The sequence below is a fragment of the Massilia hydrophila genome, assembly GCF_020208145.1.
GTDB classification, from domain to species: domain Bacteria; phylum Pseudomonadota; class Gammaproteobacteria; order Burkholderiales; family Burkholderiaceae_D; genus Telluria; species Telluria hydrophila.
Window position 1 is genome coordinate 240,507 of record NZ_JAHYBX010000002.1, and the last position, 25,554, is coordinate 266,060.

The window sequence follows — 25,554 nt, forward strand, 5'->3', positions numbered from 1 at the left end:
CGAATCTTAAGAATCAATAAAGAGCTTTCAGCAACACAAAATTATATGTGAAGGGCAATACCGATTGGAAAAAAATTATCAAGCGGATACATCCGGCACGAATAGCTGTGCGCGGAACACACAGTCTGAAGGCAGTGCGGACGTCGTTTTCGGCTTGCGGTATGATGATTTCGTTTGTATCAAGTTTGTATCAATAACAATGAAAGAGATGACCATGTCCATGATGGGAGAGTTCAAAACCTTTGCAATGCGCGGCAACGTCGTCGATCTCGCGGTTGGCGTGATCATCGGCGGCGCGTTCGGGCGCATCGTCGATTCGCTGGTGAAGGATGTGATCATGCCGCCGATCAGTATGTTGTTTGGCGGTCTCGATTTCGCCAATTACTACCTGCCGCTGAATGGCCAGGACAGCAGCCTGCCGCTGGCGGAAGCGCAGAAGGCCGGCGCCGTACTCGCCTACGGGAATTTCCTGACCATTCTGATCAACTTTATCCTGCTGGCCTTTGTCATCTTCCAGATGGTGCGCCTGGTAAACCGCCTGCGCGGCCCGGCCCCGGTGCCGGAAGCACCGGCCACCCCGGAAGACATCGTCCTGCTGCGCGAGATCCGCGACTCCTTGAGGAAATAAACCGGTGAACGACGGCGTCCACGAACTCAGGCCGCAGGGCACGCGCCCGCGGCGCCGGCCGGGAACGCTCAGGCGTTTCTGGCTGCTGTTCGCGCAGGCCGTCACGGTTGCGCTGGCGCTGTATTTCGTGGTGGCCGCGCTACGCCCGGACTGGCTGCAGCGCGCGCCGGCCCAGGTCACGCTGGGCCCACCGGGCAAGTCGGTGCCGCTGCTGCAGGGCGCCAGCGTGCCGGCCAGCGGCAGCTACCGCGAGGCGGCCGGGCGCGCCATGCCGGCCGTTGTCAACATCCTCACCAGCAAGACCTCGCGCGAGACGCATCCGCTATTGAAGGATCCGTTCTTCCGCCGCTTCTTCGGCGACCGGCTGCCGCCCGACGAGCGCATGGCCAGCCTCGGTTCGGGCGTGATCGTCAGTGCCGACGGCTACATCCTGACCAACAACCACGTGGTCGAAGGGGCCGACGTCATCGAGGTCGGCCTGGCCGACGGGCGCAAGGCGCCGGCACGCATCGTCGGCACCGACCCGGAAACCGACCTGGCCGTGATCCGCATCGCGGCGCGCCAGCTGCCGGTGATGGTGCTGGGCGACCCGGACGCGGCGCGCGTGGGCGACGTGGTGCTGGCCATCGGCAACCCATTCGGGGTGGGGCAGACCGTCACCCTGGGCATCATTTCGGCGCTCGGACGCAACAACCTGCACATCAACCATTTCGAGAATTTCATCCAGACCGACGCCGCGATCAATTTCGGGAACTCGGGCGGGGCGCTGGTCGACACCCATGGCCAGCTGCTCGGGATTAACTCGGCGATCTATTCGCAGACCGGCGGCTCGGTCGGGATCGGCTTCGCGATTCCCGTTACCACGGCGAAATCGGTGCTGGACGCCATCGTCAAGCATGGCCAGGTGGTGCGCGGCTGGATCGGCATCGAGTCGCAGGACATCACGCCCGAGCTGGCCGAGAGCTTCGGCCTGGGCCGTTCGAGCGGCGCGATCATCGCCGGCGTGGTGCGCGGCGGGCCGGCCGACCGTGCCGGCATGCGCCCGGGTGACATCCTGGTGGCCGTCGGCGGCAAGACGGTGGCGAACACGGGCGAGATGCTGAACCTGATCGCCCAGCTCGAGCCGGGAGAAAAGACCCCGATGCGCGTCCTGCGCAAGAACCGCGAGTCCACGCTCGACGTCACCGTCGGCAAGCGGCCGCGCCCGCCCCAGTAATTTTTTGGAAGCCCGCATGCACCTGCGTGACCTGACGCAATTCCTGACCGAACTCAGCGAAAACAACAACCGCCCCTGGTTCCTGTGGAACAAACCCCGCTACGACATCCTGCGCGCGGAATTCCTGCAGGTGGTCACCGAACTGATCCAGGAACTGGGCAGCTTCGACAAGGCCGTGGCCGGCTGTGATCCCAAAAAAGCCCTGTTCCGCATCCACCGCGACGTGCGCTTCGCCAAAGACAAGCGTCCCTACAAAACCCATTTCTCGGCGGGGATCGCGCCGCTGAACAAGCGCCGTCCGAGCGCGGCCGGCGGGCCGACCTATTACTTCCATATCGAAGCCAACGGCACCCTGCTGTTCGGCGCGGGCGAGTACCTGCCGCCGGCGCACCGGCTCAAGGCGATCCGCCAGCACGTGGTCAACGATGCGACAGGCTTCAGCAAAATGTTGAAGAATAAGCATCTCCGCGCGACCTATGGCGACCTGCAGGACGAGGATAAACTGCAGCGCCCGCCGAAGGGCGTCGATCCCGCCCACCCGCTGGTGGAATACCTGAAGCTGAAGAGCTTTTTCGTGTGGGTCGAGGTGCCGCTGCTGCTGAACGCGCCGGAGCTGCTGGTGCCGCAGCTGGCAAGCGGCATGCAGGATGCGTTCGCGCTGGTCAGCTGGCTGCGCGGCGTGCCCGAGCTGCCCGAGCCGGCCGGGGAAAGCGCCGGAGATTAACCGTACAAAGGAGGGGCGACATGGCCTTGCAACACGCAGTATCGGGCGAGCGCATCGCATTGCAGCGCGGCGACGACGACATCGCCCATTTCACGTCGATCGCGCTGGTCAAGACCGAGCACATGGAACTGATCCGGCTCGTGCTGCCGAAGGAAAAACCGATGCCGGAGCACCGGGTCGAGGGCGAGATGACCCTGGTCTGCCTGGAAGGCGAGATCGCCTTCGATGCGCACGGGCGCACCACGATCCTGCGGCCGAACGAAATGGTCTACCTGGCCGGCGGCGAGCCGCATGCCGTGCGCGCCAACAAGGATGCGGTGGCCCTGCTCACCATCCTGCTGGGACCGGTGCGCACGGGCGGGCCGACCCGCGATCCGCGCGGTTCGGGCAACTGATCCATGTACTAGGCCAGCTCGTCGCGCGGATCGCGCGCCAGCAGCTGCTGCGTCATCTCGGCGGCCGATTCGCCGTCGAACAGCACCGCCGCCACCGCATTCGTGATCGGCATGTCCACCCCCAGCCGCTGCGCCAGCATGCGCACCGATTTCGCACACGGCACGCCTTCCGCCACATGGCCCAGTTCGGCCACGATGGTGTCCAGCTGCTTGCCCTGGGCCAGCGCCAGGCCGACGCGGCGGTTGCGCGAGAGGTCGCCCGTGCAGGTGAGGATCAGGTCGCCCATGCCGGCCAGGCCCATGAAGGTGGCGGGCTGGGCGCCGAGGTGCACGCCAAGCCGGGTGATCTCGGCCAGGCCGCGCGTGATGAGGGCCGCACGCGCGTTCAGGCCCAGGCCCAGGCCATCGGCGGCGCCGGTGGCGATCGCCATCACGTTCTTCACGGCGCCGCCTACTTCCACGCCGACCATGTCGTCGCAGGAATAGACACGCAGATTGTCGCCATGCGCCGCCGCCACCACGCGTTCGCGCAGCGCTTCCGAGGTGGAGGCGACCGTCAGCGCGCAGGGCAGCCCGCGCGCCACTTCCTGGGCGAACGAAGGGCCGGACAGGGCCGCGCCCGGCACCGCCTGGCCCAGCACCTCGTCCTTGACCTGGTGCGGCAGCAGGCCGGTACCGGCTTCGAAGCCCTTGCACAGCCAGACCACGTTCGGCACCGCGCGCCCCTTCAACTGTTCCAGCAGCGGACGCAGGCCGGCCACCGGGCAGGCCAGGACCAGCAAGGGGGCCTGCTCCGGATACGCCTCGACCACGTGCGCCAGGGCGGCATCGAAGTCGGCGCCCAGCTTCAGGTCCGCGGGCAGCGGGTGGCCGGGCAGGTAGTGCAGGTTTTCGCGCGCCGCTTCGGTTTCGGCCATCTGGGCCGGGTTGCGGCCCCACAGCAGGACATCGTGGCGGCGGGCCAAGGCGATCGCCATGGCCGTGCCCCAGGCGCCGGCGCCGAGGACGGTGATCTTGGAGGGAGTTTTTTGTTCTTGCATGCTTGAGCTGGGCATCACAGGCCCCAGACGTCGTTGGCGCGGACATAACCGTCGATGCCATCGCGGTGGCGCACCCGGGCCCAGGCGGCGGCATTCGGATCGAGCAGGTCGAGGACGACACCCTTGTCGGCGGTCATCAGGACCTGGCTCGATTCATCCGGGCCGGCGTAGACCCGGGTGCCGGGCGTGCGCACCACCAGCCTGCGCACCGCGCTCAGGCCCCTGGCCTGGGTCCAGGCCAGGTCGCCGCTGGCGTCGCGCACCTTGACCCAGTCGCCATAGCTCGACACCACCTGCAGCGGCATGCCGCGCGGCGCCAGGTACATCCGGGTGCCTTTGGCCGAGGGAGTGTCGTACAGGATCACGGAGGCCGCGCCGACGCTCTTGAAGTCGAGGGCGAACGCGGACGGCGTCGCCGGCAGGAGCAGGAGCAGGAGCAGGCTGGCGAGGAGACGGGCTGGCATCATGGCGGGCCGAAGACGAACGGGAGACCGTAAATGAACCGGGGCGCCGGAGGAACGGACGCCGCGCTGCGGCGTCCGCGAGAGGTAGTGCTTATTGTGCCGGAGCGGCGGCAGCCTGGGCCATTGCCTGCTGGCGCTGCTGGTAGAAGGCTTCGAAGTTGATCTCGGCCAGGTGCACCGGCGGGAAGCCTGCGCGGTTGATGATGTCGGCGATGTTGGCGCGCAGGTACGGGTACACGATGTTCGGGCAGCCGATGCCCAGCAGCGGATCCATCTGCTCGGCCGGGATGTTGCGTGCTTCGAAGATGCCTGCCTGCTTGCCTTCGACCAGGAAGGCGACCTTGTCCTTCAGCTTGGCGGTGACGGTGATGGTCACGGTGCTTTCGTAGATGCCGTCGGCGATGCTGTCGGCGCCGACGTCCAGCGACACTTCGATGCTCGGAGCTTCTTGCTCGAGGAAGATGGCTGGCGAATTCGGTTGTTCCAGCGACATGTCTTTCAGGTAGACGCGTTGGATTTGGAATACGGGTTGCAGGTTTTCGTCAGACATGGAACGCTTTCTAAATTAAGGGTGGACGGGCGCGCCGTCCCGGTACTTTGGTCAAACGCGACGGCAATTGTATCAAAATCAATTTGGATGCAATACCCCTGCCGCCGTTGGCCGGAGCCCGTCAAATCGGGCTCTCCTGTCGTTCAGGCGCCTTTCAGCATCGGGTCGAGACGGCCCGCCTGGTCGAGTGCGTACAGGTCGTCGAAGCCGCCGACGTGGGTGTCGTCCACATAGATCTGGGGCACGGTGCGGCGGCCGGTGCGCTGCATCATGATCTGGCGCTGCTCCGGGTCGAGGTCGACGCGGATGCGTTCGATGTCGGTCACGCCCTTGGCTTCGAGCAGGCGCTCGGCGCGCACGCAATAAGGGCAGTTGGCGGTGTGGTAGAGAACGACGTGTGCGGACATGGATGCTTCCTCCTGAATGTTTGTTACTTGGTCACCGGCAAGCCGGCCGCAACCCAGGCTGCCTGGCCGCCTTCGAGCGCGTGCGCGTCCGCGAAGCCGGCCGCCGTCAGCAGGCGCACGGCCTTGTCGGCGCGCGCGCCGCTCTGGCAGACAACGATCACGGTGCGGTTCTTCGACTTCTCCAGCTCGCCGATCCGGTTGCCCAAGTCTGCCAGCGGGATGTTTTTCGCGTCGCGCAGGTGGGCGCTGCCGAATTCCTCGGCGGAACGCACATCGAGCACGAGGGTCTTGCCGCGGTTGATCATCTGCGTGGCCTGCAGCGCGGTAGCGCGCTTGCCGCGCGGGGCCAGTGCCGGCCAGAGCAGGGCGCCGCCCGAGATCACGGCGATCGCTACCACGAAAATATTATCGAGAATGAAATTCACAAGGGTTCCGTTGGTTGAAGTGAATCGGGGCATTATAAAATAAGATGCTGGACCGGATTTCAATCGCAGTTTCGCACTTGTTCAACTTAAAGAAGAGCTTATGTACAAAATCGTATTCATGCGCCATGGCGAGTCCACCTGGAACCTGGAAAACCGCTTCACCGGCTGGACCGATGTCGACCTGACCGAAAAAGGCGTCAAGGAGGCGAAGACGGCCGGCCGCGTGCTCAAGGAAGCCGGTTTCACCTTCGACCTGGCGTATACCTCGGTGCTCAAGCGTGCGATCCGCACCCTGTGGCTGGCGCTGGACGAAATGGACGAGATGTACCTGCCGATCAAGAACGACTGGCGCCTGAACGAACGCCACTACGGCGCCCTGCAGGGCCTGGACAAGGGCGAGACCGCCGCCAAGTACGGCGACGAGCAGGTGCTGGTCTGGCGCCGCAGCTACGACACCCCGCCCCCGGCGCTGGAAGAAAGCGACGAGCGCACCTCGTTCAAGGATCCGCGCTACGCCGGCCTGGACAAGGCGCAGATCCCGCTCACCGAATGCCTGAAGGACACCGTGGCGCGCGTGATGCCAGCCTGGGAAGAAGAGATCGCCCCGGCCATCCGCGCCGGCAAGAAGATCCTGATCTCGGCCCACGGCAATAGCCTGCGCGCTATCATCAAGATGCTGGACAACATCAGCGACAGCGACATCGTCGGCCTCAACATCCCGAACGGCCAGCCGCTGGTGTACGAACTGGACGACAACCTGAAGCCGATCCGCCACTACTACCTGGGCGACCAGGAAGCGATCGCCGCCGCGATGGCGGCCGTGGCCAACCAAGGGAAGGCGAAGTAAGTCTTGCGTTTGCCATCCACGAAGCCAGCCGGCGCGCTGCTGTGCGCGCTGCTGGCGCTTGCCTTCTCCGATTCCGCCCTCGCCCAGCGCCAGACCGACCGCAGCCGCCAGAAGGCGACGGCGGAAAAGCAGCGCGCCGGCATCCAGCAAAAGCTGGAAGCGATCAAGCGCGACATCGCCCGCACCGAAGACGCGCGCGACGATGCCGCCGACGAACTGGCGGCCTCGGAAGCCGCCATCTCCGACGCCAACCGCGCCCTGCGCGACCTGGCCGAGGAACAGGACGCGACCAGCACCCGCCTGCACGCGCTGTCGACGCAAGGCGAGCGACTGCAGCAAACAATTGTTAATCAAAAGAAACAATTGTCACAGCTGCTGCGCGAGCACTACGTGGCCGGCAACGAAGACCGGATCAAGCTGCTGCTGTCGGGCGACAACCCGAACCGCATCCACCGCGACCTGCAGATGATGGCCTATGTATCGCAGGCCCAGGCGAAACTGCTGACCTCCCTGCGCGCCAACCTGGCCGAGGTCGAGACCAACCGCGACAAGGTCGAGAACGCCCAGCAGGAATTGCAGGAAATCGCCGACGAGCAGCGCCAGCAGAAGGACGTGCTGGAAAAGGAAAAGGCGAAACGCGCTGCGCTGCTGCAGAACCTGTCGACCCGCCTGGCCGACCAGCGCAAGCAGGCCGACCGCCTGCAGCGCGACGAGCAGCGCATGTCCGGCCTGGTGAACCGCCTGACGCGCCTGATCCGCGAGCAGGAAGAGGCCGAACGCCGGCGCCAGGCCGCGCTGGCCGCGGCCAAGGCCAAGGCCGAGGCGGAAGAAAAGGCGCGCGCCCTGGCCCGCGCCAAGGCCGCCGCCGAGAAGGCCGAGCGCGAGCGCATCGCGCGCCAGAATGCCAAGCCCGGCAGCAAGCCGGTGCCGGAACCGGAACGGCCGCGGGTGGCCGAGCAGCCGGTGCCGGAAACGAAACCAAGCGCGCCGCCGCCGCCCGAGGTCGCGCTGCCGCCAGTGCCGGCCGGCGCCTTTGCCGGCATGAAGGGCCGGCTGGCGGTGCCGGTGCACGGCAGCGTGGCGGCCCGCTTCGGCAGCCGCCGCGGCCAGGGTCCGAGCTGGAAGGGGATGTTCATCAAGGCGCCGGAAGGGGCCGAGGTGCGCGCCGCCGGCCCGGGCCGCGTCGTGCATGCCGACTGGCTGCGCGGCTGGGGCAATGTGATCATCATCGACCATGGCGGCGAATACCTGACCACCTACGGCAACAACTCGGCCCTGCTGAAACGGGCCGGCGACATGGTCAAGGCCGGGGAGGTGATCGCGAGCGCGGGCAACACCGGCGGCAACGAGGAATCGGGGCTATACTTCGAGCTCAGGCATCGCGGCCAGCCCCTGGATCCGGCCGGCTGGATCAAATTCTAGGGACACGATTATGGGTAAGGCAAAGAACATCGGGCTGATCGGACTGGGCATGGTGGCCGGCGTGGCCGTCTCCTTCCAGTTCTCGGCCCATGCGCAGAAGGAAACCGCCGCGCCGCTGCCGCTCGACGAGCTGCGCCAGCTGGCCGACGTGTACGGCCTGATCAAGTCCGACTACGTCGAGCCGGTCGAGGACAAGAAGCTCCTCACCGAAGCCATCGGCGGCATGGTCGCCTCGCTCGACCCGCATTCCGTCTACCTCGACCAGAAGTCCTTCCGCGAGATGAAGGAATCGGTGCAGGGCAAGTTCGTCGGCGTCGGCATCGAGGTCGCCAGCGAGGATGGTTACGTGAAGATCGTCGCCCCGATCGAGGATTCGCCGGCGCACAAGGCCGGCATCAAGTCTGGCGACCTGATCACCCGCATCGACAATGTCCCGGTGCGCAACATGTCGCTCGACGAAGCGATCAAGCGCATGCGCGGCAAGGCCGGCAGCAAGGTCACGCTCACCATCGCCCGCCGCGGCGAGGACCGCCCCTGGGTGGTGCAGGTAGAGCGCCAGGAAATCGCGGTGGCCAGCGTCAAGGCCAAGATGGTCGAGCCGGGCTATGCCTGGCTGCGCGTGAGCCAGTTCCAGGAAAACACGGTCGAAGAACTGGCGAAGAAAGCCAAGGGCCTGTATGCCGAGAATCCGGACATCAAGGGCCTGGTGCTCGACCTGCGCAACGACCCGGGCGGCCTGCTGCCGGGCGCGATCGGCGTCTCGGCCGCCTTCCTGCCCCAGCCGGAACAATTGATCGTCTCGACCAAGGGGCAGTTGCCGGATTCGAACCAGCAGTTCTTCGGCCGCCGCGAATACTATGCGCAGCGCGGCGCCGACCCGCTGGCCGGGCTGCCGGCTGGCCTGAAAACCGTGCCGATGGTGGTGCTGGTCAATGGCGGCTCGGCCTCGGCTTCTGAAATCGTGGCCGGCGCGCTGCAGGACTACAAGCGCGCGATCGTGATGGGCAGCCAGACCTTCGGCAAGGGCTCGGTGCAGACCCTGCGCCAGCTGTCGCCCGACACGGCCGTGAAGCTGACGACGGCGCGCTACTACACGCCGAAGGGCCGCCCGATCCAGGCGGTGGGCATCGTGCCCGACCTGCGGGTCGATGAAACGGCCGAGGGCGACGCGCTGGCCGCGCTGCGCGTGCGCGAGGCCGACCTCGAGCGCCACCTGGCCGGGGAGGCCGAGAAAACCCCGGCCGCCAAGGACAAGAAGGCCGCCTTCGACGCCCAGCAGCGCGCCCTGGCCCAGCTGAAGGACCGCAAGCCGCTCGACTACGGCAGCAAGGACGATTTCCAGCTGATGCAGGCGATCAATCATTTCAAGGGGCAGCCGGTGCAGCTGGCCAAGTCCGCGCCGCAGGCCGCCAAGCCCGCCGCCCCCAAGACCCTGCCCGGAACGGAGCAGAAACCGCCAGAACTCAAGGCACCCAAAAAGTAGGGTGGGCGGATCCTCCGCCCACGCGGTGATCGCTACAGGCTCCGAGGTCGCGCAGTCGATCTCGCCCTGCCCCTTGATGCAAGCCCATCCCGCCGCATGAACGACTCCCAACTCCTGCGCTACTCGCGCCACATCCTGCTCGACGAGATCGGCATCGACGGCCAGCAGCGCCTGCTCGACGCCCACGCCCTGCTGATCGGCGCCGGCGGCCTCGGCTCGCCCGCCGCCCTGTACCTGGCTTCCGGCGGCATCGGCCGCATCACCCTGGTCGACGACGACGAGGTCGACCTGACCAACCTGCAGCGCCAGGTGATGCACACCACCGCCCGCATCGGCCAGCCCAAGGTCGAATCGGGACGCGAAGCCCTGCTCGCCATTAACCCGGACATCGACGTGCGGGCCCTGCGCGAACGCGTTGCCGGGGAACGCCTGCGGGAACTGGTACGCGAAGCCACGGTCGTACTCGATTGCAGCGACAACTTCGCCACCCGCCATGCCGTCAACCGTGCCTGCGTGGAAGAGGGCAAGCCGCTGGTGTCCGGCGCCGTGATCCGTTTCGACGGCCAGCTCGCGGTGTTCGACACGCGCCGGCCCGAGGCGCCGTGCTACGCCTGCCTGTTCCCCGAGGACAGCCCGGTCGAGGACGTCGCTTGCAGCAGCATGGGCGTGTTCGCGCCCTTGGTCGGAGTGATCGGCACCATGCAGGCGGCCGAGGCGATGAAGCTGGTGGCCGGCATCGGAGACAGCCTGGCCGGGCGCCTGCTGCTGCTCGACGGCCGCGCGATGGCGTGGAGCGCGATGCGCATCGGGCGCAACCCGTCCTGCCCGGCCTGCGCCAGCCGCGCTGGGAAATGAGTACAAAAACAAGACCGCTTTAAGACAGAATTAAATCCGCGTCGCGCGTACAATTTCTGACGCACACTGGATAGCCCTCCTTCCGTGTGTGGCCTTATACTGTTAGGCTTCAGCGACGTCCTTACAAAGATTACTCATGTACATTGATTTGCAACGCAAGCAGCGCCGCTCCCGCGGTTTCACCCTGGTCGAGATCATGGTGGTCGTGGTGATCATCGGCATCCTCGGCGCCCTGGTGGTGCCCAAGCTGCTCGGCCGTACCGGCGAGGCTCGCGTGACCGCCGCCCGCACCGACATCGCGACCATGATGCAGGCGCTCAAGCTCTACAAGCTCGACAACCAGCGCTACCCGACCACCGAGCAGGGCCTGCAGGCCCTGATCACCAAGCCCACTTCGGGCCCGGCCGCCAACGGCTGGAAGGCCGGCGGCTACATGGAAAAGTTGCCGAAAGACCCGTGGGGCAATCCTTACCAGTACCTGTCGCCCGGCATCCATGGCGAAGTGGACATCTTCTCGCTGGGCGCCGATGGCCAGCCGAGCGGTACGGGCGAGGATGCCGACGTCGGTTCCTGGGAATAAGGTAGCCGATGCGGGCCGGGCGCGCCCAGGGACGCAGCGGCGGCTTCACCCTGGTGGAGCTGCTGGTCGTGATGGTCATCATCGGCATCACGCTCGGGCTCGCTTCGCTGAACGCCATCCCCTCGCCGCGCCAGGACCTGCAGCAGGAAGCCCAGCGCCTGGCCTTGCTGCTGCAGCTGGCGCGTGACGAAGCCATCGTGCGTAACCGCCAGGTCGCCTTCGAGGCCAATCCCGAGCGCTACCGTTTCGTGGTGCGCAACGATACCGGCTGGGAGCCGGTCACGCGCGACGACCTGCTGCGCGAACGCACTTTCCGCGGCGCCCCGCTGCAGCTGGCCCTGGAACCCTCCACCACTGTCGAGCCGGGAACCGTGCGCGTCACCTTCGGCCGCGAGCCGGTCGACAAGCCTTTCGTGCTGACCCTGGCCACCGGCGGCAACGCGGTGGCGATCCGGGCCGACGGCATCGGCCATTTCACCGTCGAGTAAGGAGCGGGCATGCACGCACGCACCACGTCCGGCTTCACCCTGCTCGAAGTGCTGGTGGCCCTCGTCATCGTCGGCACCGCGCTCGGCGCCGGCCTGCGCGCGGTGGGCAGCCTGACCGCCAATAGCGACGGCTTGCGCGCCTCCATGATGGCGACCTGGTCGGCCGAGAACCGGCTGGTGCAGATCCGCCTCGGCAAGGAATTCCCGGAAGTCGGCAAGCGCAACTTCCCTTGCGCGCAGGGCGACCTGAACCTGGTCTGCGAAGAGGAAGTGCTGACCAGCCCGAACCCGCAGTTGCGCCGGATCGAAGTCTCGGTGTTCGACGCCGAACGTCCCGAGCGCCGCATCGTCAAACTGGTCCAGCTCGTGTTGAGGCCTGCCCGGACATGATGCCCGCCCGCTCCCGCCATGGCCGCGCGCGCCGCGGCTTTACCCTGGTCGAACTGCTGGTGGCGATCAGCATCCTGGCCATCCTCGCCGTGCTCGGCTGGCGCGGCCTGGACGGCATCGTGCGCGCCCGCATCGCCCTGACCGCGCAGATGGAAGTCACGCGCGGCATGCAGCTCGCCTTTGCCCAGATGCAAAGCGACTGCGAGCACCTGGCCGGGCGCGAGATCGTCGGCCGCCGGCCCAACCTGGCATGGGACGACGGCCGCCTGACCCTGGTGCGCAAGGTCTACAACGAGAACCAGCCCGCGCAGCTGGTGGTCGTGAGCTACCGCGTGGCGGACGGCATCCTGGTGCGGCGCGAAACCCCGGGCACGCGCGACCTGGCCCAGCTCGAGGCGCTGTGGCAGGCCGCCGCCGGCGATGCGCCGTCCGAATCGGCGCCGCCGGTGGCGCTGCAGACCGGCGTGGCGGCGATGCAGGTCCAGGTCTGGCAGGCCAATGCCTGGCGCGCGCAGGCGCAGGCCGCGCCCGACGGCGCCCAGGCCCCGGATCCGGAAGGCATCCAGGTCGGCCTGACGGCGGCCGGGCTGGCCCAGCCCATGGTCAAGTCCTTCCTGCTGGGAGGCACCTGATGCGGCGGCGGCACGTCCGGCGCCAGCGCGGCGTGGCGGTGGTCACCGCGCTGCTGCTGACCACGCTGGCGATCTCGATCGTCGCCAGCCTGTTCTGGCAGCAGCAGGTGCAGGTGCGCTCAATGGAAAACCAGCGCCTGCACCTGCAGACCAAGTGGATCCTGCGCGGCGCGCTCGACTGGGCCAGCCTGGTGCTGCGCCAGGACGCCTACACCTCGCAATACACCTCGCTCGACCAGGTCTGGGCCACCCCGCTGGCCGAGACCCGGCTCGACCAGTACATCGAGCGCGAGCGGGTGGCGGGCGAAAACTTCGATGCTACGCTGTCCGGCAACATTCTCGACGCCACCTCGCGCTACAATCTCGCCAACCTGGCAAGGAACCGCAAGAAGGATGGCGAGCAGGTCCGGATCTTCGGCCGCCTGCTGGACAACCTGCGCCTCGACCGGCGCCTGGCCAACCGGGTGGCGGATTTCGTGGCCCAGGGGCAGCAGGTGGTGGCGCAGGTGGACCTGGACAATCCGAATCCGGTGGTGACGCCGGAGACCAAGGACGGGCAGGAGGCAACGGATCAGGATGGGACCAGCCCGGCGACCGCCTTGCCGCCGGTGCCGGCCACGGCGGGCGTGCCGATGCCCTTGCTCGGAGTGGACGACCTGCTGGCGGTGGAGGGCGTCACGCCCCAGGTGCTGGCGCAGCTGCGCCCCTTCCTGGTGGTGCTGCCGCAGCGGGCCGAGGCGACGAAGCTGAACGTGAATACCGTGCCGGCCGAGCTGCTGGCGGCGATCGTGCCGGGCATGTCGCTGTCCCAGGCCAACAGCCTGGTGGCGCGGCGCAGGACGGCGGCGTGGCGCACGCCGCTGGATTTCGCCAGCCAGGCGGGCGGCAGCGGCCAGCTGCCTACCGAGACCTGGGATGTCAAGAGCAGCTGGTTTATCGTACAGAGCCGTATCCGGCTCGACCGCGCGGCCCTGAATGCGGAAGCGCTCATCGAGCGTACCCCCGTCATCAGCGTCGGCGGAGGCACCAGGGTCATCTGGACCCGCCAGAACTAGAAGAAAGCGAGACAGTTTGACGACTCTTTATATTCGGCACCCGGCCCGCGCGGAAGGCGAGGGCGCGCTGTGCCGCTTTGCGGTGGTGCACGATGGCGGCAGCATCGCGCAGCAGGGCGAGGGCGCCCTCGACAAGCTGGGCGACCTGGTTGCCGCCAGCCGCCGCGTGGTGCTGCTGCTGGCCGGCGCCGACGTCAGCCTGGTGCCGGTGCAGGCCCCGCCGCTGGCCGGCGCGCGCCTGCGCGCGGCGCTGCCGGCCCTGGTCGAGGAACACATCCTGGGCGATCCGCTCGACTGCGTGCTGGTGGCCGGCCCGGCGCTGCCGGACGGACGCCGTCCGGTGGCCGTGGTGCAGCGCGACTGGCTGGAACCTATCGTCCGTACCCTGCTGGGCATGGGCGCGCGCGCCGTGGCCGCCGTGCCGGCCCAGCTGTGCCTGCCCCTGCAGCCGGGCAGCGTCAGTGCCGCGATCGGCCATAACGAATTGCTGCTGCGCCAGGGCCAGTACGAAGGCTTCGGCCTGGCCCTGGACGGCAACCCGACGCTGACCCTGCAGACGGCGCGCGCGCTGGCTGGCGATGCGCCCCTGCACCTGTACGTGCCGCCCGCCCAGCGCGGCGAATACCAGGCCCTGCTGGCGGAGGCAGGTCCCGGCATCACCCTGGACAGCGAGGCCTGGGAACACTGGATCGCCGGCGCCCGCAGCAGCGGCATCGACCTGGTGCCCGGCCTGGGCACGGCCGGCGTCGCCCAGCGTGACTGGAGCCGCTGGCGCTGGCCGCTGCGCCTGGCGCTGGCCGCGATCGTGGTCAACATCGTCGGCCTCAACATCGAATGGATGCGCCTGAAGCGCGAAGCGGATGCGGTGCGGCAGGAGATGGCGCAGACCTTCCGCAGCGCCTACCCGGGCCAGCCGGTGATCGATCCGGTGGCGCAGATGCGCCAGAACATCGCGCGCGCCAAGGCGGCCAGCGGCCAGGTCAGCCAGGAAGAATTCGGCTGGATCGCCGGCGCCTTCGGCGAAGCGGTGCGCGGCCTCGGGCGTCCGCCCGGGATTGCCTCAATGGAGTTCCGGGAACAGGCCCTGACCGTGCGCGTCAAACCCGACACCATCGACCCGGCTTCGACCGGCCAGTTGCGCGCCGCCCTCGGCGCGCGCAACCTGGGCCTGGAAGAGACGCCGCCAGCCACCTGGGTCATCCGCAGCACCGGCCCCGCGGCCGCGCCCGCAGCCGCCACGACAGGAGCGACGCCATGAAGGCCGCCACCAATCTCCGCACCCAGGCCGCCGCCCTGCGCGAGCGCGCGCTCGCCTGGTGGCTGGCACGCACCGACCAGGAGCGCAAGTTCCTGGCCGTGGGCGGGGCCATCGCGCTGGTCGCGCTGGTTTACGCGCTGCTGCTGGCGCCCGCCATCGAAGGCCGCGACCGCCTGCGCCGCTCGCTGCCGGAGCTGCGCCAGCAGGCCGCCCAGCTGCAGACCCTGGCCGCCGAAGCCTCGGCCCTGGCCGCCAACCCGGCGCCCCAGGTACCGCCGATGACGGCCGAGGCCCTGAACGCCAGCATGGCCCAGTACAGCCTGAAGGCGGGCTCGCTGACTATGACCGGCGAATACGCCAAGCTCCAGTTCAACGGCGTGTCCTTCGCCAACCTGGTGACCTGGCTCGATGCCCAGCGCCGCGAAAACCGGGTGCAGGTGCAGGATGCCGCCTTTACCGCCCTGGCCGCCGCCGGCCAGGTCGACGCCACTCTCACGCTGCGCCAGGCCAGCGCCCCGGCCCCATGAAGCGCGCACTGCTGTGGTTGGTGCTGGTGCTGCTGGCCGTGCTGCTCACGGTGCTGGCTTTCCTGCCCGCATCCTGGCTCGGACCGCTGGTCGAGAAGCAGACCGGCGGCCGTTTGACGCTCGGGGATGCGCAGGGTACGCTGTGGAACGGCTCGGCCTTCGTCGGTGGCGCGCCGGGCGAGGGCGGGGCCGTCACGCCATTGCTGCCGGGACGTTTTTCCTGGCGCCTGTCGCCGCTGGTGCTGTTCGGCCAGGTCGACATGGAAATCGCCAACCCGCAGGCGCTGGCCCATCCGGTGCGCATCGACGGCAACTGGTCGCAGTGGCAGGTGAGCAGCGGCGAACTGCTGCTGCCGGCCGCCGGGCTGGCCGGACTCGGCGCGCCGCTCAACACGCTGGCGCCGACCGGCACCATCCGCCTGGCGTGGAACACCCTGGACCTGCTGCGCCAGCCGAATGCGGTGGCGGTGCAGGGCAGGACGGTATTGAGCATGAGCGACATGGGTTCGCGCATGTCGCCGATCCGGCCGCTGGGCAGCTACGAAATGGCCTTCGACTGGCGCGGCAGCCAGGCCGACCTGAGCCTGCGCACCGTACGCGGGGCCTTGCTGCTGTCAGGCTCGGGTATGCTGCGCAATGGCCGGCTGCGCTTTTCCGGCCAGGCATCGGCCGCCGAAGGATATGAACAAACGCTGGGCAATATGCTCAACCTGCTGGGCCAGCGCCGCATGGTGAACGGCAAAAACATAATCGCACTCGAGTTCAGATAATGAATAACACATTCCGTACCACCGCACGCCCGACCCGCCACCTGCCGGCGCTGCGCCGCCTCGCCGCCGGTGCCATGCTGTGCTGCTTCGCCACCACCACCGTGGGCAGCCTGGTCGCCCTGCCGGCCCGGGCCCAGGACAGTGCGAACGCCGCGGCGCTGAGCTTCGTCAACGCCGACATCGAGTCGGTGATCAAGGCGATCGGCCACTACACCGGCATGACCTTCATTATCGATCCGCGCGTCAAGGGCACGATCACGCTGGTGTCGGAACGGTCGCTGACCAAGACCCAGGCCTTCGCCCTGCTGACCTCGACCCTGCGCCTGCAGGGCTACGCGGTGGTCACCAGCGGCGACGGCTATGCCAAGGTGGTGCCGGAAGCGGAAGCCAAGGCGCAATCCTCGCCGACCCAGGTGGGCGGCGTGCGCGCCAGCCGCGCCACCGGCGACCAGATCGCCACCCAGGTGTTTTATTTGTCCTACGAATCGGCGGCCAACCTCACCGCCGTGCTGCGGCCCCTGATCTCGCCGAACAACATGATCATGGCGAACCCGGGCAACAACACCCTGGTCATCACCGACTACGCCGACAACCTGCGGCGCCTGGCCAAGATCATCGCCGCGCTCGACACGCCGGTGGCGGCCGACCTCGACGTGATCCCGATTCGCAACGCAATCGCCAGCGACATCGCGACCCTGGTCACGCGCCTGATGGAACCGAGCGGGGCCGGCGACTCCGGCCGCGTCACCGTGCTGGCCGATCCGCGCACCAACTCGGTGGTGGTGCGCGCGCCCTCGCAGGCGCGCGCCAACCTGGCCAAGTCGCTGATCGCGCGCCTCGACCAGCAGACTTCGACGCAGGGCAATATCCACGTTGTCTACCTGAAGAATGCCGACGCCTCGCGCGTGGCCCAGACCCTGCGCGCCGTGGTGTCGCAGGACGCATCGGCGGTGCCGGTGCAGCAGCAGGGCACCTCGGGCGGCTCGATCCAGGCCGGCGCCGCCACCGGCACCGGCGGCACGGGCGGCCTCGGCGGCCAGCAGGGCCAGCAGAGCAGCATCGGCATGGGCGGCACCGGCAATACCTACGGCCAGCAGAGCCAGCTCACCGCGGGCGGTGCCGCCGGCGGCCAGGGTTCCGGCTTCATCCAGGCCGACGCTTCGACCAACAGCCTGATCATCACCGCGCCGGACGCCGTGTACCGCAACCTGCGCAGCGTCATCGACCAGCTCGACGTGCGCCGCGCCCAGGTCTACATCGAGGCGCTGGTGGTCGAGGTCACGTCCAACAAGGCTTCCGAATTCGGCGTGCAGTGGATCGGCGCCTCGGGCGACAACGACAGCAAGTACCGCGTCGGGGGCGTGCAGTCCTTCACTGGCGGCGCCCAGGGCAGCAACATCCTGAACCTGGCGGCGGCGGCGCGCAGCGGCCTGTCCGGCACCAGCCTGCCGACCGTCCCGGGCGGCCTGACCTTCGGCCTGTTCCGCCAGGTGGGCGGCGAACTCGGCCTGGGCGCGGTGGCGCGCGCCCTTGAAAACGATGGCAATGCCAACATCTTGTCGACGCCGAACATGATCACGCTGGACAACGAGCTGGCGACCATCAAGGTGGGGCAGAACGTTCCGATCATCACCGGCTCCTACACCACGACGGCGACCACCGGCGGCGGCAACCCGTTCACCACCGTCGACCGGCGCGACGTCGGCCTGCTGCTCAAGGTGCGTCCGCAGATCTCGGAAGGGGGCACGATCAAGATGGCGATCTACCACGAGAACTCGAGCGTCGACCCATCCACCCGGAATGCACCGTCGGGACTGACCACCAACGTCCGCGCGATCGAAAGCAATGTGCTGGCCGACGACGGCCAGATTATCGTGCTCGGCGGCCTGATCGAGGATACCGAGGGCGATGGCGAAGAGAAAGTACGCGGCCTGGGCGACATTCCGGTGCTGGGCAACCTGTTCAAGTACCGCAACCGCACACGGGTCAAGACCAACCTGATGGTGTTCCTGCGCCCGGTGGTGGTGCGCAGCAAGGAAGCCTCGCATGCGCTGGCCATGGACCGTTACGAATACATGCGCGCCGCCGGCGCGTCCGGCCAGATCTCGCAGGAGGATTCGCTCCTGCTGCGCAACCTGGGTTCGCCGCAGTTGCCGCCGCTGACGGGCGGCCAGCCGCCGGTGGGCGGCACCATGGCCACCGCGCCGGTGCAGGCGGCGCCGGCCGCCGGCAGCGCCCCGGGCGCGGCCACCGGGCAGGCGACCCAGGAGCAGATGCGGCGCGGACAGCCGGTGCCGGTACCGCCGGTACCGCCGGCCTCGCAGTTCCGCCCGGCGACGCCATCGAACCAGAAATAAGCTGACCATGAACAATTTGTTGCCTTTCGCCTTTGCCCGTGACCACGGCGTGCTGGCGCGTGGCGGAGACGAACCCGGCCAGGCAGTCGAAGTGCTGGTGTCCGGCGCCACGGCGCCGAGCGCGATCGCGGAAGTCTCGCGCCGCTTCGGCCGCATCACCCTGCGCCGCCTCGAGCGCGGCGAGCTCGACGACGCCATCGCCAAGGCCTATGCCGGCGCCGGCGGCGATGCCTCGCAGGTGGTGGACGAATTCGACGCCGACCTCGACCTGACCCGCCTGCTGCAGGACGTGCCCGCCATCGAAGACCTGCTGGAATCCTCGGACGACGCACCGGTGATCCGCATGATCAATGCGCTGCTGACGCAGTCGCTGCGCGAAGGCGCGTCCGACATCCACATCGAGCCCTTCGAGCAAACGTCGGTCGTGCGCTTCCGCGTCGACGGCGCGCTGCGCGACATCGTGCGTCCGAAGAAGGCGATCCACGCCTCGCTGATCTCGCGTATCAAGATCATGTCGCAGCTCGACATCGCCGAAAAGCGCCTGCCGCAGGACGGCCGCATCACCTTGCGCATCGGCGGTAAACCGGTCGACGTGCGCGTCTCGACCCTGCCCACCGGGCACGGCGAGCGCGCGGTGCTGCGCCTGCTGGACAAGGAAGCGGGCCGCCTCGACCTGGGCCACCTGGGCATGAGCCCGGACATGCTGCCCCAGTTCGACCGCCTGATCAACCAGCCGCACGGCATCGTGCTGGTCACCGGCCCCACCGGTTCGGGTAAAACCACCACGCTGTACGCGGCGTTGTCGCGCCTGAACGCGTCCACCACCAACATCATGACGGTGGAAGATCCGATCGAATACGACCTCAACGGCGTTGGCCAGACCCAGGTCAACGCCAGGATCGACATGAGCTTCGCCAAGGCCCTGCGCGCCATCCTGCGCCAGGACCCGGACGTGATCATGATCGGCGAGATCCGCGACCTGGAAACGGCGCAGATCGCGGTGCAGGCCTCGCTCACCGGCCACCTGGTGCTGGCCACCCTGCACACCAATGACGCGGCCTCGGCCGTGACGCGCCTGCTGGACATGGGGATCGAGCCGTTCCTGTTGTCGTCCTCGCTGCTGGGTGTGATGGCGCAGCGCCTGGTGCGCAAGCTCTGCGTGCACTGCCGGGTCAGCGATGCAAGGGATGGCACCGGCGGCTGGCACGCGGTCGGCTGCGAGCGCTGCGGCCACACCGGCTACCACGGCCGGGTCGGCGTCTACGAGCTGCTCGAGACCACCGAGGAAATCCGCGCCCAGATCCACAACCAGGCCTCGGAAGCCGAGATCCGCGCCGCCGCCCAGAAGACCGGCATGAAGATGATGCGCGAGGACGGCGAGCGCTGGCTGCGCGATGGCACCACGACGCGCGCCGAGCTGGTGCGCGTGACCAAGGACTGAGCCCAGGACCGACCAGATGCCAGCATTTCGCTACGAGGCCGTCGACGCCGGCGGCGCTACCAGGAAGGGCGTGGTCAATGCCGACAGCCCGCGCTCGGCGCGCGCCGACCTGCGCACCCAGGGCCTGACGCCGCTCTCGGTCGAGCAGATCGCGGCCCAGGTCGACGCCAGCGGCGCGACCCGTTCGCGCGGCCTGGGCGAGCGCCTGTCGCAGGTGGAGCTGGCGCTGTTCACGCGCCAGCTGGCCAGCCTGCTCGAGGCGGGACTGCCGCTGGAACAGGCGTTTACCGCCCTGCTGGAGCAGGCCGAGCGGCCCTATGTGCGCGACCTGATCGCCTCGATCCGCTCGGAAGTCATCGGCGGCTCGGCCTTTTCCAGCGCGCTGGCGCGCCATCCGCGCGACTTCGCCGAGATCTACCGCGCCCTGGTGTCCTCGGGCGAGCAGATCGGCCAGCTGGCGCGCGTGCTGTCGCGCCTGGCGGACTACATCGAGCGCCGCAACGCGCTGGTGCAGAAGGTGCGCCTGGCCTTCACCTACCCGGCCATCGTCACTGTGGTGGCGTTTGCCATCGTGATCTTCCTGCTTACCTACGTGGTGCCGCAGATCGTCTCGGTGTTCGCCAATACCAAGCAGAAGCTGCCTTTCCTCACCGTGATGATGCTGGCGATCTCCGACTTCGTGCGGGCCTACGGCATTTATGTGGGCATCCTGCTGGTGGGAGCCTTCTGGCTATGGCGGCGCGCGCTGCGCAACCCGGACCTGAAGCGCCGCTGGCACACCTGGCTGCTGAGTGCCCCGGTCTACGGAAAATTCGAGCGCAGCCTGAACACGGCGCGCTTTGCCAGCACGCTGGCGATCACCACCGGTTCCGGCGTGCCCATCCTGCGCGCCCTGGAGACCAGCCGCGACACACTGTCGAACGTAGCGATGCGCGAGCTGGTCGAGTCGGCCACCGCCAGCGTGCGCGAAGGCGTCAGCCTGGCGCGCGCGCTGTCGGCGCAGAAGCATTTCCCGCCGATGCTGGTGCACATGATCCGCGCCGGCGAGATCACCGGCGAGCTGCCCGCCATGCTGGAGCGCGCCGCCAACTCGCAGCAGGCCGACCTCGAGCGCCGCACGCTCACCATCGCCGGCCTGCTGGAGCCGGTGCTGATCCTGGCCATGGGCCTGGTGGTGCTCCTGATCGTGCTGGCGGTCCTGATGCCGATCATCGAGATCAACCAGCTGGTGCGCTAACGCGAACAATAACAAGGAAACCATGAACAAGCGTTTGCCTCTCCTGTTTACCCTGCTGGCGCTGGTGCTGCTGGCGGCCTCGGTCGCCTACTGGTTCCTGCAGCTGTACAAGCCGGCCCAGCGCCCGCTGGCCCCGCCACCGGCCATGGCCCAGGCCGAGCCGAGCCCGGAAGCGGCGGCCTACCTGTTCGGCGGCCAGCCGACGGCGGTGGCGATTTCCAACTACCAGCTGACCGGCATCATTTCCGCCGGCCCCAACAGCGCAGTGATCCTGGTGGCCGAAGGTTCGCCGCCAATGGCGGTGCGGATCGGCCGCGAAATCGTGCCGGGCGTGACGGTGGCCGAAGTGCATCCGCGCTACGTGATGCTGTCCGAAGGCGGCGTCCTGAAACGGGTCGACCTGGCGCCCGATACCGGATCTTCGTCCGGTGGCATGCCGCCGCCACCGGCGCCGCAGCCGGTCGTCATGCCGGACGCCGACACCCAGGCCGGACCCGGCGCCGTCACGGTGCCGCCCACGATGCAGTCGGTGCCGCCACCGGGCGGCGGACCGCAGGGCACGCCGACCACGCCGGAGAATGCCCAGCCGGTGCCCGAGCCAACCGCGGGTCCGGGCGTGCCACAGGCGCCGCCGCCGCAAGGCGCTGCGCCGGGCAGCCCGGTGGCGCAGCCCGGCCAGGTGCAATGAACGCCGCCGCTAGGCGGCGTTTTTGTTGAACGGGAAGGCGCTGGACGCGCCGTGCATATCCCGGTATAAAGTTGCAAGTTGTTAATAACATTGCACACCGGAGATCAGCCTTGAAACCACCCCACGTCCTGTTGTCGCGTATTGCCCTGTCCTGCCTGGCTGTGCTGGGCTGCTCCGCCGTGCAGGCGGCTGACGTCACCATCACCGCCGACCGCCTGCTCGACGTGCGCAGCGGGCGCATGGTGCAGAACCCCGAAATCCTGGTGCGCGACGGCCGCGTGCTCAGCATCCGCCAGGCCGGCACCGCTCCGGCCGCCGAGGGCGCCACCCGCATCGCCCTGCCGGGCATGACCCTGGTGCCGGGCCTGATCGACATGCACGTCCACCTCGATGCCGACCCGACCTACGGCGGCTACAGCAACCTCGAGTACAACGACCGCTTCTGGTCGGCGCTCGCCGTCGCCCACGCCGGCAAGACCCTGGATGCGGGATTCACGACAGTGCGCAATGTCGGCGCCTCGGACTGGAACGACGTCGGCCTGGGCCAGGCGATCGCGGCGGGCAAGGTGCGCGGACCGCGCATCATCCCCGGGGCCTGGTCCTTCGGACCGACCGGCAGCCACTGCGACAGCACCTACTTCCCGCCCTCGATGGAAGAAAAGAATCCGTATACGGCCGATGGTCCGGACGAGGTGCGCAAGTCGGTGCGTGCGCTACGCAAGTACGGCGCGCAGGTCATCAAGGTGTGTGCCACCGGCGGCGTGTTCTCGCGCAATACCGAGCCGGGGCAACAGCAGATGAGCTATGCGGAGCTGCGCGCCGCGGTGGAGGAAGCAAGCCAGTGGGGCCTGCGGGTGGCCGCCCATGCGCATGGCGCGGCCGGCATCAAAGATGCGATCCGCGCCGGCGTCACCACCATCGAGCACGCCAGCCTGATCGACGACGAAGGCATCGCCCTGGCCAAGAAGCACGGCGCCTGGCTGTCGATGGATATCTACAACGGCGACTACACGGCGGCGGAAGGCAAGAAGAACGGCGTGCTGGAAGACAACCTGCGCAAGGACCGCGAGGTGACGGAAATCCAGCGCCAGAATTTCAAGAAGGCGCACGCGGCCGGCGTGAAGATGGTGTTCGGCACCGACGCTGGCGTGCATCCGCACGGCGGCAACGGCAAGCAGTTCGCGATCATGGTGAAGTACGGCATGAGCCCGCTCCAGGCGATCCAGGCTGCCACCGTGAATGCGGCCGAGGCGCTGGGCAGCAAGGATGTCGGCATCGTCGAGGCCGGCCGCTACGCGGACATGGTGGCGGTGCGGGGCGATCCACTGGCGAACGTGCAGCTGCTGGAGGCACCGGCAGTGGTGATCCAGGGCGGAACGGTCGTGAAGGGCAGTGCTCCCTGAGCCACGCGCCTTGATGGCTTAGTTGCCTATAATCAATGCCTCACTGAACTCCTTCGCTAAGCTGGGCTGACGACGGATTCCAGTGAGGAGGCACCAGTATGCCGCGCGGATGGACGAAACGCAGTCACTGGGCGCTTGCCCTGTTCCTTGTCCTGCTACTCGCTGCGATCGGATGGCTGGCCCGTGCCGCCCATGTAGCCCACGTGGCACGTGCGCCAGCCGCGCAGGCGCTGCTGCCGCCAGCCCCGCTCCTCGAAGGAGGACTCGACAATCCGGCATTCCTTGCCTGGCTGGGGCCACTGCCTCGCGGGCTGACGCAGGCGTCCCTGGATGCACGGCTGGAAGCGGTAGCGAGCAAGATCGTCAAGGATATGTCTGACGAACCGGTGCTTGCGCGCTTCCGGTGCAAGAAACCGGCCGAGGTCGGCAACGTGGCCTTGATGAATGCGGTAGAGGCTTACATCGATGGACTGCCGGAAAGCCGCGATGACGACACGCTGCTGCATGGCCTCAACGAAGCCGCGCGCAATGGTAACTGGGTCGCGCGTGCGCAATTGTTTCTCCTGCTGAGCGAGCGCCGCGATGCGGACCTGGCGACCCAATACCGCAGCGTCCAGCTGATGGAATGGATGGTTGAACGCCGGCTCGGTTCAGTCTATGCCTACATGGGCGATGCCATCGCCGCATCCGGCTTTTACCAGGGCCATGCGCGCAACGAGGCGACCGGTCCGGAACTGTTCGCCGCCTTGCATGGCAGCTATCCGGCCCAGTTCAAGGTCGGCGGTCACCTCCGCAACAGCGATGACCCGCAACGCGCACGCATCGGCAAGCGCATGCAGGACTGTGCGCTGGCCTCGCTTCCCGCCTTTGCGCGCGTGTTCACTGGCGAAGCGGAACAGGCGCGTGCGCGCCGGGGCGAGCACGCGCATGAAGCGAGTTTCCAGCCGCTGCACCGCGCCGTGCGCGACCGTGACCGCGCGCTGGTCGAGCGCTTGCTGGCCATGGGCACCACCGACGTCAATGGCAAGACCGGGCGCGGCCAGACCGCGCTGGACCTGGCCTTTCTCGGCGCCACACCGGACGCCGCGATCATCGGGGCGCTGATCGCGCATGGCGCCGACGTGGCCGGCAATGGAGCGGTCGACAAGCGCGCCGGCCCGCACGACGATGACGAGCTGCTGAACCGGGCGGTGAACGCGCGTCCGGTCGATCTCGATGTCGTCGCAATGCTGGTGCGCGCCGGTGCGGAGCCGTTCAAGACGACCGAGGTCAACGACTTCATCGGCGCTACGCCGTTTCGCGATGCATTCGATGCCTACGAATCGGGCGAGAACACGGAAATGCTCGACTTCTTCCTGCGGACCGGCAAGCTGGATCCGCGTTCCGAGCTGGCTGCCGAGTACCTGGAAGATGCGGTCGCCTACCCGAAGGTCATGGCGCGCCTGCTCGCCTACGGCATCGCGCCGGAGCATGCGGAGGATCTGCTGTCCGAGTTTGCGCAGGTAAGCGCGCGTGCCGTAACCCCGGTGCTGCGGCAGCGCTACATCGACAAGGTGTCGGAACTGGTCCGTACGTATCCGGCGCTGCTGCGCGCGGTCCGTGGTGAAGCCGGCAGCGAAGCCCTCGACCAGGCCGCCTACGTCTGCAACTTCGAATACGCCAGCTGGCTGCTGGACACCGGCGCCGTGCCGGACGCGTCCAGGTCGCACACACCGGGGACACTGCTGTCGACCGTGGTCGAGCGCTGCGACAAGGAGCACGCGCGCGACCCCGACCTGGCCGCGCTCGCCGACCGCGACCGCTGGCGCCAGGTCTTTCTTGAAAAGCTGAAGACGAAGCGCTATGACTTCAATGCCAGGGTCGGCCGCTGCCCGGCATGGTCGTCGAACGGCAGCCTTTGCGAGGCACCCGAGGATGACGCGCTGGTCGCGCTCCTGCTCAAGCTCGGCGCCGACCCTTATCTGCTGTATCCGGACCAGGAGGACAGTGCGCTGGCCTCGGTGATCCAGCGCTGCAGGCGGGGCATGGTCGACCTGATGCTGGCCAGGCCCCCTGCCAGGCTCGATAGGCAGGTGCGGCACGGGCTCGCACTGGCTCTCGAAGAGACCACCCGCGAGCCCTGGTCCGGCCTGCATTGTCCGAGTGACTTCATGAGCAACACGGCCAGGAAACTCGTTTCCTATGGCGCGCAGCCCGGCGGAAGGCCGTGAAGGCCGGGGTGGCCATGAACAGGAACCACGTGCCAGTTAACGCTCCACAGGCAGCTTGTGCC

27 protein-coding genes are annotated in these 25,554 nt (G+C 67.8%); 22 read left to right on the forward strand and 5 right to left on the reverse strand.

Features of this window, described 5'->3' with window-relative positions; translation table 11 throughout:
• Nucleotides 1-214 precede the first annotated feature (214 nt).
• The 4 genes from mscL to LE190_RS08225 all read left to right on the forward strand — a co-directional run bounded on the left by mscL (nucleotide 215) and on the right by LE190_RS08225 (nucleotide 2,963).
• Nucleotides 215-628 carry a large conductance mechanosensitive channel protein MscL gene (mscL, locus tag LE190_RS08210; RefSeq protein ID WP_225238471.1) on the forward strand — a complete coding sequence of 138 codons (414 nt, stop codon included), beginning with the start codon at nucleotides 215-217 and terminating at the stop codon, nucleotides 626-628.
• Between the two features lie 85 nt (nucleotides 629-713).
• Entirely contained in the window at nucleotides 714-1,844 is a 1,131-nt protein-coding gene (locus tag LE190_RS08215) for a Do family serine endopeptidase (protein ID WP_225238472.1), read from the forward strand.
• A 16-nt stretch (nucleotides 1,845-1,860) separates the two neighbouring features.
• Nucleotides 1,861-2,568: a DUF2461 domain-containing protein gene (locus LE190_RS08220; protein ID WP_225238268.1), complete on the forward strand. Its 708-nt coding sequence runs from the start codon at nucleotides 1,861-1,863 to the stop codon at nucleotides 2,566-2,568.
• 20 nt (nucleotides 2,569-2,588) lie between these two features.
• The gene (locus LE190_RS08225) at nucleotides 2,589-2,963 is read left to right on the forward strand and encodes a cupin domain-containing protein (protein WP_224943883.1); all 375 of its coding nucleotides are present in this window, start codon (nucleotides 2,589-2,591) and stop codon (nucleotides 2,961-2,963) included.
• A gap of 8 nt (nucleotides 2,964-2,971) precedes the next feature.
• Here the strand turns inward: LE190_RS08225 and LE190_RS08230 are convergent, their stop codons facing one another.
• From LE190_RS08230 to LE190_RS08250, 5 genes are all read right to left on the reverse strand, one after another.
• Nucleotides 2,972-4,003, reverse strand: coding sequence for an NAD(P)H-dependent glycerol-3-phosphate dehydrogenase (locus tag LE190_RS08230; RefSeq protein WP_225238269.1), 1,032 nt, complete (start codon nucleotides 4,001-4,003; stop codon nucleotides 2,972-2,974).
• Between the two features lie 14 nt (nucleotides 4,004-4,017).
• Complete coding sequence (locus tag LE190_RS08235) at nucleotides 4,018-4,470, reverse strand: SH3 domain-containing protein (protein ID WP_225238270.1); 453 nt, start codon at nucleotides 4,468-4,470, stop codon at nucleotides 4,018-4,020.
• Nucleotides 4,471-4,558: 88 nt separating this feature from the next.
• Nucleotides 4,559-5,017 carry a protein-export chaperone SecB gene (secB, locus tag LE190_RS08240; RefSeq protein WP_225238271.1) on the reverse strand — a complete coding sequence of 153 codons (459 nt, stop codon included), beginning with the start codon at nucleotides 5,015-5,017 and terminating at the stop codon, nucleotides 4,559-4,561.
• Between the two features lie 143 nt (nucleotides 5,018-5,160).
• A complete protein-coding gene (grxC, locus tag LE190_RS08245) occupies nucleotides 5,161-5,424 on the reverse strand; it encodes a glutaredoxin 3 (protein ID WP_224943897.1) in 264 nt (87 codons plus the stop codon).
• A gap of 23 nt (nucleotides 5,425-5,447) precedes the next feature.
• Nucleotides 5,448-5,849: a rhodanese-like domain-containing protein gene (locus LE190_RS08250; RefSeq protein ID WP_224943899.1), complete on the reverse strand. Its 402-nt coding sequence runs from the start codon at nucleotides 5,847-5,849 to the stop codon at nucleotides 5,448-5,450.
• A gap of 100 nt (nucleotides 5,850-5,949) precedes the next feature.
• Here LE190_RS08250 and gpmA point away from each other — a divergent pair, with 100 nt between their 5' ends.
• From gpmA to LE190_RS08340, 18 genes are all read left to right on the forward strand, one after another.
• Nucleotides 5,950-6,696 carry a 2,3-diphosphoglycerate-dependent phosphoglycerate mutase gene (gene gpmA / locus LE190_RS08255; protein WP_225238272.1) on the forward strand — a complete coding sequence of 249 codons (747 nt, stop codon included), beginning with the start codon at nucleotides 5,950-5,952 and terminating at the stop codon, nucleotides 6,694-6,696.
• A gap of 9 nt (nucleotides 6,697-6,705) precedes the next feature.
• A complete protein-coding gene (locus tag LE190_RS08260; RefSeq protein WP_225238473.1) occupies nucleotides 6,706-8,118 on the forward strand; it encodes a murein hydrolase activator EnvC family protein in 1,413 nt (470 codons plus the stop codon).
• Nucleotides 8,119-8,128: 10 nt separating this feature from the next.
• A complete protein-coding gene (locus tag LE190_RS08265; RefSeq protein WP_225238273.1) occupies nucleotides 8,129-9,601 on the forward strand; it encodes a S41 family peptidase in 1,473 nt (490 codons plus the stop codon).
• Nucleotides 9,602-9,697: 96 nt separating this feature from the next.
• The gene (locus LE190_RS08270; protein ID WP_225238274.1) at nucleotides 9,698-10,456 is read left to right on the forward strand and encodes a HesA/MoeB/ThiF family protein; all 759 of its coding nucleotides are present in this window, start codon (nucleotides 9,698-9,700) and stop codon (nucleotides 10,454-10,456) included.
• A gap of 136 nt (nucleotides 10,457-10,592) precedes the next feature.
• Nucleotides 10,593-11,036: a type II secretion system major pseudopilin GspG gene (gene gspG / locus LE190_RS08275; protein ID WP_224943926.1), complete on the forward strand. Its 444-nt coding sequence runs from the start codon at nucleotides 10,593-10,595 to the stop codon at nucleotides 11,034-11,036.
• Nucleotides 11,037-11,044: 8 nt separating this feature from the next.
• Nucleotides 11,045-11,524 (forward strand): GspH/FimT family pseudopilin, encoded by a 480-nt coding sequence (locus LE190_RS08280; protein WP_224943927.1) that lies wholly within the window; start codon nucleotides 11,045-11,047, stop codon nucleotides 11,522-11,524.
• 9 nt (nucleotides 11,525-11,533) lie between these two features.
• A complete protein-coding gene (gspI, locus tag LE190_RS08285) occupies nucleotides 11,534-11,914 on the forward strand; it encodes a type II secretion system minor pseudopilin GspI (protein WP_225238275.1) in 381 nt (126 codons plus the stop codon).
• Entirely contained in the window at nucleotides 11,914-12,546 is a 633-nt protein-coding gene (locus LE190_RS08290; protein ID WP_225238474.1) for a prepilin-type N-terminal cleavage/methylation domain-containing protein, read from the forward strand. Before gspI ends, LE190_RS08290 begins: the two co-directional genes overlap by 1 nt.
• Nucleotides 12,546-13,601, forward strand: a complete 1,056-nt coding sequence (gene gspK / locus LE190_RS08295; protein ID WP_225238276.1) for a type II secretion system minor pseudopilin GspK — start codon at nucleotides 12,546-12,548, stop codon at nucleotides 13,599-13,601. Before LE190_RS08290 ends, gspK begins: the two co-directional genes overlap by 1 nt.
• Nucleotides 13,602-13,617: 16 nt before the next feature.
• Entirely contained in the window at nucleotides 13,618-14,859 is a 1,242-nt protein-coding gene (gspL, locus tag LE190_RS08300) for a type II secretion system protein GspL (RefSeq protein ID WP_225238277.1), read from the forward strand.
• The gene (locus tag LE190_RS08305) at nucleotides 14,856-15,386 is read left to right on the forward strand and encodes a type II secretion system protein M (protein ID WP_225238278.1); all 531 of its coding nucleotides are present in this window, start codon (nucleotides 14,856-14,858) and stop codon (nucleotides 15,384-15,386) included. The genes gspL and LE190_RS08305 overlap by 4 nt, the downstream gene beginning before the upstream one ends.
• The gene (gspN, locus tag LE190_RS08310) at nucleotides 15,383-16,156 is read left to right on the forward strand and encodes a type II secretion system protein N (protein WP_225238279.1); all 774 of its coding nucleotides are present in this window, start codon (nucleotides 15,383-15,385) and stop codon (nucleotides 16,154-16,156) included. Before LE190_RS08305 ends, gspN begins: the two co-directional genes overlap by 4 nt.
• Nucleotides 16,156-18,513, forward strand: a complete 2,358-nt coding sequence (gene gspD / locus LE190_RS08315) for a type II secretion system secretin GspD (RefSeq protein WP_225238280.1) — start codon at nucleotides 16,156-16,158, stop codon at nucleotides 18,511-18,513. Before gspN ends, gspD begins: the two co-directional genes overlap by 1 nt.
• 7 nt (nucleotides 18,514-18,520) lie before the next feature.
• Nucleotides 18,521-19,954: a type II secretion system ATPase GspE gene (gspE, locus tag LE190_RS08320; RefSeq protein WP_225238281.1), complete on the forward strand. Its 1,434-nt coding sequence runs from the start codon at nucleotides 18,521-18,523 to the stop codon at nucleotides 19,952-19,954.
• Between the two features lie 16 nt (nucleotides 19,955-19,970).
• Complete coding sequence (gene gspF, locus LE190_RS08325; protein ID WP_225238282.1) at nucleotides 19,971-21,191, forward strand: type II secretion system inner membrane protein GspF; 1,221 nt, start codon at nucleotides 19,971-19,973, stop codon at nucleotides 21,189-21,191.
• A gap of 22 nt (nucleotides 21,192-21,213) precedes the next feature.
• Nucleotides 21,214-21,879, forward strand: a complete 666-nt coding sequence (locus tag LE190_RS08330) for a hypothetical protein (RefSeq protein WP_225238283.1) — start codon at nucleotides 21,214-21,216, stop codon at nucleotides 21,877-21,879.
• A gap of 110 nt (nucleotides 21,880-21,989) precedes the next feature.
• Nucleotides 21,990-23,282 carry a Xaa-Pro dipeptidase gene (locus LE190_RS08335; protein WP_307734692.1) on the forward strand — a complete coding sequence of 431 codons (1,293 nt, stop codon included), beginning with the start codon at nucleotides 21,990-21,992 and terminating at the stop codon, nucleotides 23,280-23,282.
• Nucleotides 23,283-23,485: 203 nt separating this feature from the next.
• Nucleotides 23,486-25,492: an ankyrin repeat domain-containing protein gene (locus LE190_RS08340; RefSeq protein ID WP_225238284.1), complete on the forward strand. Its 2,007-nt coding sequence runs from the start codon at nucleotides 23,486-23,488 to the stop codon at nucleotides 25,490-25,492.
• The last annotated feature ends 62 nt before the right edge of the window (nucleotides 25,493-25,554 follow it).

Bases quoted from the DNA above. Each gene is read 5' to 3' on its own strand.
- mscL (WP_225238471.1), top strand. From the start codon at position 215: ATGTCCATGATGGGAGAGTTCAAAACCTTTGCAATGCGCGGCAACGTC.
- LE190_RS08220 (WP_225238268.1), top strand. From the start codon at position 1,861: ATGCACCTGCGTGACCTGACGCAATTCCTGACCGAACTCAGCGAAAAC.
- LE190_RS08225 (WP_224943883.1), top strand. From the start codon at position 2,589: ATGGCCTTGCAACACGCAGTATCGGGCGAGCGCATCGCATTGCAGCGC.
- LE190_RS08230 (WP_225238269.1), bottom strand. From the start codon at position 4,003: ATGCAAGAACAAAAAACTCCCTCCAAGATCACCGTCCTCGGCGCCGGC.
- LE190_RS08235 (WP_225238270.1), bottom strand. From the start codon at position 4,470: ATGATGCCAGCCCGTCTCCTCGCCAGCCTGCTCCTGCTCCTGCTCCTG.
- secB (WP_225238271.1), bottom strand. From the start codon at position 5,017: ATGTCTGACGAAAACCTGCAACCCGTATTCCAAATCCAACGCGTCTAC.
- grxC (WP_224943897.1), bottom strand. From the start codon at position 5,424: ATGTCCGCACACGTCGTTCTCTACCACACCGCCAACTGCCCTTATTGC.
- gpmA (WP_225238272.1), top strand. From the start codon at position 5,950: ATGTACAAAATCGTATTCATGCGCCATGGCGAGTCCACCTGGAACCTG.
- LE190_RS08265 (WP_225238273.1), top strand. From the start codon at position 8,129: ATGGGTAAGGCAAAGAACATCGGGCTGATCGGACTGGGCATGGTGGCC.
- LE190_RS08270 (WP_225238274.1), top strand. From the start codon at position 9,698: ATGAACGACTCCCAACTCCTGCGCTACTCGCGCCACATCCTGCTCGAC.
- gspG (WP_224943926.1), top strand. From the start codon at position 10,593: ATGTACATTGATTTGCAACGCAAGCAGCGCCGCTCCCGCGGTTTCACC.
- LE190_RS08280 (WP_224943927.1), top strand. From the start codon at position 11,045: ATGCGGGCCGGGCGCGCCCAGGGACGCAGCGGCGGCTTCACCCTGGTG.
- gspI (WP_225238275.1), top strand. From the start codon at position 11,534: ATGCACGCACGCACCACGTCCGGCTTCACCCTGCTCGAAGTGCTGGTG.
- LE190_RS08290 (WP_225238474.1), top strand. From the start codon at position 11,914: ATGCCCGCCCGCTCCCGCCATGGCCGCGCGCGCCGCGGCTTTACCCTG.
- gspK (WP_225238276.1), top strand. From the start codon at position 12,546: ATGCGGCGGCGGCACGTCCGGCGCCAGCGCGGCGTGGCGGTGGTCACC.
- LE190_RS08305 (WP_225238278.1), top strand. From the start codon at position 14,856: ATGAAGGCCGCCACCAATCTCCGCACCCAGGCCGCCGCCCTGCGCGAG.
- gspN (WP_225238279.1), top strand. From the start codon at position 15,383: ATGAAGCGCGCACTGCTGTGGTTGGTGCTGGTGCTGCTGGCCGTGCTG.
- gspD (WP_225238280.1), top strand. From the start codon at position 16,156: ATGAATAACACATTCCGTACCACCGCACGCCCGACCCGCCACCTGCCG.
- gspE (WP_225238281.1), top strand. From the start codon at position 18,521: ATGAACAATTTGTTGCCTTTCGCCTTTGCCCGTGACCACGGCGTGCTG.
- gspF (WP_225238282.1), top strand. From the start codon at position 19,971: ATGCCAGCATTTCGCTACGAGGCCGTCGACGCCGGCGGCGCTACCAGG.
- LE190_RS08330 (WP_225238283.1), top strand. From the start codon at position 21,214: ATGAACAAGCGTTTGCCTCTCCTGTTTACCCTGCTGGCGCTGGTGCTG.